Annotated in this window: 7 protein-coding genes; 5 read left to right on the top strand and 2 right to left on the bottom strand. The window is 68.1% G+C overall.

Going from position 1 to position 6,420, the window contains the following annotated elements; translation table 11 throughout:
- Positions 1-203 precede the first annotated feature (203 nt).
- Genes DW307_RS00515 through DW307_RS18020 form a run of 3 tightly spaced genes read left to right on the top strand, consistent with a single transcriptional unit; the run spans position 204 to position 2,882 of the window.
- Positions 204-497, top strand: a complete 294-nt coding sequence (locus DW307_RS00515) for a hypothetical protein (protein ID WP_021198762.1) — start codon at positions 204-206, stop codon at positions 495-497.
- Positions 494-2,158, top strand: a complete 1,665-nt coding sequence (locus DW307_RS00510) for an alpha/beta hydrolase (RefSeq protein WP_136023639.1) — start codon at positions 494-496, stop codon at positions 2,156-2,158. Before DW307_RS00515 ends, DW307_RS00510 begins: the two co-directional genes overlap by 4 nt.
- Positions 2,159-2,201: 43 nt before the next feature.
- Complete coding sequence (locus DW307_RS18020; protein ID WP_029260476.1) at positions 2,202-2,882, top strand: hypothetical protein; 681 nt, start codon at positions 2,202-2,204, stop codon at positions 2,880-2,882.
- A gap of 21 nt (positions 2,883-2,903) precedes the next feature.
- Here the strand turns inward: DW307_RS18020 and DW307_RS00500 are convergent, their stop codons facing one another.
- Entirely contained in the window at positions 2,904-3,392 is a 489-nt protein-coding gene (locus tag DW307_RS00500; RefSeq protein ID WP_029260475.1) for a dehydrogenase, read from the bottom strand.
- Positions 3,393-3,446: 54 nt separating this feature from the next.
- Positions 3,447-4,436, bottom strand: coding sequence for a malate dehydrogenase (locus DW307_RS00495; protein ID WP_029260474.1), 990 nt, complete (start codon positions 4,434-4,436; stop codon positions 3,447-3,449).
- A gap of 52 nt (positions 4,437-4,488) precedes the next feature.
- On the opposite strand from DW307_RS00495, the gene ypfJ reads away from it, so the two are divergent.
- Positions 4,489-5,373 (top strand): KPN_02809 family neutral zinc metallopeptidase, encoded by an 885-nt coding sequence (gene ypfJ / locus DW307_RS00490; protein ID WP_021198757.1) that lies wholly within the window; start codon positions 4,489-4,491, stop codon positions 5,371-5,373.
- Positions 5,374-5,443: 70 nt separating this feature from the next.
- On the top strand, positions 5,444-6,418 hold the full coding sequence (gene pip / locus DW307_RS00485) for a prolyl aminopeptidase (protein WP_029260472.1): 975 nt from the start codon (positions 5,444-5,446) through the stop codon (positions 6,416-6,418).
- Positions 6,419-6,420: the final 2 nt, after the last annotated feature.

Genomic DNA, 6,420 nt, shown 5'->3' with positions numbered 1-6,420 from the left:
TTGGGCATGATGCGGGCGATCCAGGACCTGGACCAGCAGCTCGCCGGCAGCTGACACACAGTCTCGAGAAGGGGTCGACGGTTCGCCGTCGGTCCCTTCTTCGTGTCCTCGGGTCCGGAGATCGCGGTCGATGGGCAGTTCTCCCCATCGGCTCACCGTGCGCGACCGGGGTAGGGTGAATCCGGCGGAACCGGGGGGTGGCCATGTCAGACGTCGAGATCTTCTACGCGGAGCTGAACGATGCCGCGAGGAGCCTCACGACCGCAACCTCTGAGGTCCTCACGCAGGCGGCGGGTCTGCAGGGTGACGACACCGGTGTCGAGAACCCGGCGCACCGCTCCGCTCTGCGACTCGAGATGCACCGGCGGCTGACCGCTCTGCACGACCGGGTGTACGACCGCGTCGAATCGGGGGATGACCTCGCTGCCGCGATCTCCGCCATCGCGAGCAAGTACTCCGACCTCGATGTCGAACTCACCGGGCGGGACGGACCATGAGCCTGACATCGCCGAATCGGGGGTATCCGCTCGAACGCCTCGAGGGCAGCAGCGGATCCATGGGGTACTGGAGCGGTCTGTTCACGCGCGTGGCCGACCGGCTCGGCGACGTGCGTTCGGCCGCGAACTCCGCGCAGGAACTGCGCGGAGTCGGACGTGCGGTCACAGCGGTGCGCGCAGATGCCGATGACCTCGCCGCACTGCTCCCCGCCGACATCGCCGAGGCACAACTCCTCGCCGGCGTCCTGCAAAGCTATGCCGACGCGTTCGATGCGTATGCCAAGCCCGCCAACGATCTGATCGACGACATCGAGACGGCGCACGCCGAGTGGTCCCGGCTCGACATCGCCGCCGATCGAGCCGGTCGTGCCGCCATGGCCGCCGCCTACGGTGACGATCAGTCCGAGATCGATGAGACGACCGACGCCGTGAACGATGCGATCGTCGACCGTGATGCCGCGAAAGAGGCGCTGGACGAGCTCTGGAACCAGTACGAACGGCTCTACGGCGACTGGGACGCCGCGTACGATGCGGCCCTCGCCGCACTCGCCGCAGGCACGGGTGCCGTCTTGACGAACCAGGCGCGCGACCTGCTCGCCGACCTGCTCGCGGCCTCAAGCCCGGAGGAGGTCGCTCGACTCTGGGCGGCGAACCCCGAACTGCAGCAGGAGCTCATCGACAGCCACCCCGCCATCGTCGGCAACCTCGACGGGGTCCCCTGGGACGTGCGTGCGAGGGTGAACGCCGCGAGGCTGGAGGAGGTGCTCCAGACCGAACCCGCGGGTCCGCACCGTGACGACCTCGAAGCGATCGTGCGAGCGCTGAACGCGGGTGGGATCCCGGCCCCGAATCTGATCAGCTTCGACCCGGACGGTTCGGAGCAGGTGACCGCGGCGATCGCCTACGGCGACCTGTCGACGGCGTCGGAGATCAACACTCTCGTCCCCGGGATGCTGGGGAACGTGCACGACCTACAATCGTGGGGTGAATCGGCGAAGGCGCTGAACTCCTCCGTGGGAGCCGGATCCGCGACCGTCGTCTGGTTCGGCTACGACACGCCGGAACTCCTCGAGGAGCCCGCGATGGGTCGAGCGCAGGACGGAGCGGCGTCCTTGCGCTCCTACCTGCTCGCGGTACGCGCGCTGTCGCCCGAGGCCGACGTCAACGTGATCGCACACTCGTACGGCAGTACGACAGCGGCGCTCGCCATCGGATCGCAGCCCGACGGTCTCGGCGTCACCTCGTTGATCGCGGTCGGATCCGCCGGGTTCCCGAACGATGCGGCCGTCGTCGACAACCTGACCAACGGCGAGCCCCCGCAGATCTATGCGACGATCTCCGAGGACGACGCCGTGGCCCGCGTCGGTCGCGCCACGGCTCCCGGGCATCCTGTCAGCCCGGAGACCCTGTCAGGGACTACCGTGTTCGACAGCGACGGTGGCGTGAGCGCATCCGGCGACAGTCTTCCGTCCGCGACCGGACACGATGCTCTGGGGCCCGGTGCATACCTCGAGCCGGGTTCGGAATCCTTCTACAACGTGTCGGAGATCATCCAGACCGGGGAGCCCGGTACCGTTCGCGGCGGCGAGGGCAGTACGCAGGGGTTCTGGGATGCGAGCAACTGGTGGATCAGCGATGAGTACGCTCTCATCGACTTCTGAGCGAATGGGACGACGAATGCGCGGGATATGGCGGCGCGGAGTGATGGCGGCAGCAGCCGTCGGATTGGTGATGACGATGACGAGCTGCGGAACCACGTCGGCGCCCGAAGGCGATGCGCTGTATCGCGATGGCGAGAAGAATTACGTCGCCTACTCCACCGTCATGCACTCCGTGATCATGGCGATCCACGAAGGCGACTGGGCCGTGGACCAGGGCTCATTCGGCGCCTCGCCGATTCCCTGCCGGATCGACGGCGACGTCTCGGGGTACACGTTCTCCTGGGCGCGGGTGCTCGAACCGGCGGAGGAGATCGATGTGGAGGCCGTGGTGGCCGCGGCGACGGCGGCGTTCGAGGATGCCGGGGTGGAGGCGAGCACGACGCGATTCGGAGAGGGCGATCGGCAGGAAGTCAATATCGTCGGCACCGGAGGCGACGTCGGCCGCGGTGTCGTGACGATCCGGCCCGGTCGGAACCAGATCTCCGCGACGGCGACGCCCGGGTGCATCCCCGGCGATGCGGCCGCGCTCTCGGACATGGTCTTCGGCGGAGAACTCGCCTATGACGGGGCTTCGCTGCGATTCCCGGCGTTCGAGGGTCCGGATTGGCAGCCGCGGTTCTATTTCCCCGAAGAGGGGAGCCCGGTGTACTACAACGAAGACGGCTCGCCCGTCGAACCTCAGCCGACGACGACCGCGTTCCCGGTCGCGCCCTACGGCGGCTGACGAGCGCTCTCGGACGGTGTCTCAGCGGGCCGAGGTGTGTACGGCGGCGGCGTCGGCCAGGTGCCGCGCGTCGTGATTCAGCACCTTCACGATGATGCCGTGCTTGCGCAGTTCGGCCACGGTGCGGGCGCCTTCGTCCGCGTCGAGGCCGAGAGCCTTGATGTTCACGACGACCACCACGTCGCCGATGCGCAGGGTCGAGATGAGGCGCGCGAGGCGGTCGTTCCAGCTCTCCAGGATGTCGGGCGCCGGGTGACGGAATCCTTCGATCGGCACACCGAAACGGGTGAGATCTTCGCGCTGCTCGACCACTGACGGCAGACCTTCGCGGGCGACGACGAGACCGACCAGGCGTGAGCCGTCGGGGCGGGCGGTCCAGAAGTTGCGGTTCTGCTGCAACTCGGTGAAGCACTTCGGGCAGGACGCCGCATCGTGCGGCAGGTGCAGCGGACTCGTCAGAGCCTCTTCGACCGATGCCGTGGTCTTCGTGGGATCAATCGTCTCGCTCATCGCGCACCTCCGGCATCCATTCTGCCCTGTCGGCGTGCGTCGCGGTGACCGGATTCACAAGAGCCCGAGGCTCTGCACCGTCTCGCGTTCCTGCTGCAGTTCGGCCACCGAGGCATCGATCCGGGTGCGTGCCCACTCGCTCAACTCGAGTCCCTCGACGACGTGCCACTCACCGTCGATCGACCGCACCGGGAAGGACGAGATCAGGCCCTCCGGAACGCCGTATTCGCCGTGGGAGACGACGCCGGCCGACGTCCAGTCGTCGGTGCCCCGCACCCAGTCGCGCACGTGATCGATGGTCGCACTCGCCGCCGATGCCACCGACGAGGAGCCCCGTACCTCGATGATCTCCGCCCCACGCTTCGCCACGCGGGGGATGAACGTCCGGTCGAGCCAGGAGGGAACGTCGCCCACGATCTGTTCGAGCGCCTCTCCCACCGGCCGGCCGCCGACCGTCGCGTGCGAGATGTCCGGGAACTGGGTCGCCGAGTGGTTGCCCCAGATGGGCACGCGGCGAACCGTGTGCACCGGAGCCCCCAGCGTCAGTGCGAGCTGAGCCCGCGCGCGGTTCTCGTCGAGCCGTGTCAGGGCGGTGAAGCGCTCGGCGGGCACGCCATCTGCCGAGGCGGCGGCGATCAGCGCGTTCGTGTTGGCGGGGTTGCCGACCACGGTGACGCGCACGCCGGATGCGGCGTTCGCCGCGATGGCCGCACCCTGCGGCCCGAAGATGCCGCCGTTGGCCGCGAGCAGGTCGCCGCGCTCCATACCGGGCCCGCGTGGACGTGCACCGACGAGCAGGGCGAGGTCGCAGCCGTCGAATCCCACTGCGGCGTCATCCGTCACCTCGACGTGCTCCAGCAGTCCGAACGCGCCGTCCTGCAATTCGAGGGCCGCGCCCTCCGCGGCACCGAGCCCCTGCGGGATCTCCAGCAGCCGCAGACGCACCTTCTCATCCGGGCCGAGCAGGTCGCCCGCCGCGATGCGGAACAGCAGTGCGTAGCCGATCTGTCCGCCGGCTCCGGTGATGGTGATCGTGGTCGTCATGCCCCGAGCCTACGTCCGTTCGAGGGGCCTCCGCTCGGAGTACCCTCGTCCCATGACCTTCAATCCCGACGCCGACATCTCCGGCAACACCACGCGTCGTCGCGGGCGCACGGCAGCGATCGCCGGTGGCACGGGCGTGGGCGTGCTCGGCATCATCGCGCTCATCGCCGGGCCTCTGCTCGGCATCGACCTGACCGGGTTGCTGGGTGGCGGAGCGCCGAGCGGAGGCAGCGAACCAGCGGGCGGATCGGTCATCGAGAACTGCGATACGGGGGCGCAGGCGAACGCCGACGTCGACTGCCGCATGGCGGGTGCTCAGGTCGCGCTGGACGCCTTCTGGGCCGAGAACGTGGAGGGCTATCGCAAGCCGCAGATGATCGTCGTCGACGGATCGACGCCGACACAGTGCGGTACGGCGTCCAATGCCGTGGGGCCGTTCTACTGTCCCCCGGAGGAAGGGGTCTACGTCGACCCGACGTTCTTCCAACTCATGCAACAGCAGTTCGGGGCGTCCGCCGGCAATCTCGCGCAGCTGTACATCGTGGGGCACGAGTGGGGTCACCACATTCAGAACATCACGGGCGACATGGATGCCTACCCGAACAACGGCACGGGGCCGGGAAGCAATGGGGTGCGGATCGAGCTGCAGGCCGACTGCTACGCCGGGGCGTGGCTCGGCCGCATGACCGAGCAGAAGGATGCCGACGGCGATCCGTACCTGATGAAGCCCACCGAAGCGCAGATCGAGGACGCGCTGAACGCGGCAGAGGCCGTCGGCGACGACCACATCCAGGAGCAGTCCGGGTTCTCGAATCCGGAGACCTGGACGCACGGATCCAGTGTGCAGCGGAAGCGCTGGTTCGCGGAGGGCTATCAGAACGGGCTGGGCGTCTGCGCGCAGGTGCTGACGCTTCCCGCCGATCAGTTGGACCCGTGATGCCCGGCGGGTGGGCGAACGTCCGCTACCGTTGACGAAGTAGTCAGCACGACCGGCTGGGGGGCCGACGATGAAGAAGACGGATGCACTGTATCCACCGATCGAACCGTACGAGACAGGGGAACTCCTCGTCGGTGACGGCCACCGGGTCTACTGGGAGGTCAGCGGCAACCCCGAGGGCAAGCCGGTGGTGTTCCTCCACGGCGGTCCCGGCAGTGGGACATCGCCGTGGCAGCGGCGGTTCTTCGATCCGAAGCGCTACCGCATCGTGTTGCTGGACCAGCGCGGCTGCGGGCGCAGCACCCCGCACGCGAGTGCACCCGACGCCGACTTCCGTCACATCACGACGGCCCATCTGATCGCCGACATCGAACTTCTGCGCAAGAATCTCGGCGTCGAGAAGTGGCAGGTGTTCGGCGGATCGTGGGGCAGCGCACTCGCGCTCGCCTACGCGCAGGCGCACCCGGAAGCCGTGACCGAGCTGGTGCTCCGAGGCATCTTCACCCTGCGTCGAGTCGAACTGGAGTGGTTCTACGAGGGTGGTGCCGCGGCGCTGTTCCCCGATCTCTGGGAGAGCTTCCTGGCACCGATCCCCGTGCTGGAGCGCTCGCACATGATCGAGGCGTATCACCGTCGACTGTTCGACCCCGATCCCGCCGTGCACGTGCCGGCGGCGGTCGCCTGGTCCACCTGGGAGGCATCGACCGTCACCCTGACCCCGGATACCGCGCAGATCGAGGCGATGTCCGATCCGGCGAAGGCCACGGCGTTCGCCCGCATCGAGAACCACTTCTTCGTCAACCGCGGCTGGTGGGAGGAAGGGCAGCTGATCGCCGGTGTCGACGTCATCCGCCATATCCCGACGGTCATCGTGCAGGGACGACACGATGTCGCGACACCGATGATGACCGCATGGGATCTGCACCGCGCCTGGCCCGAGGCGGAGTTCGTCGTGGTCGACGACGCCGGTCACGCGGCCACAGAGCCCGGCACGCAGAAGGCGCTCCGAGCAGCGACCGATCGGTTCGCGCGATCGACGCGTTGACC

This window comes from Microbacterium sp. K27 (assembly GCF_004794435.1).
GTDB lineage: Bacteria > Actinomycetota > Actinomycetes > Actinomycetales > Microbacteriaceae > Microbacterium > Microbacterium maritypicum_A.
This window is presented reverse-complemented; position numbering and strand designations above follow the sequence as displayed.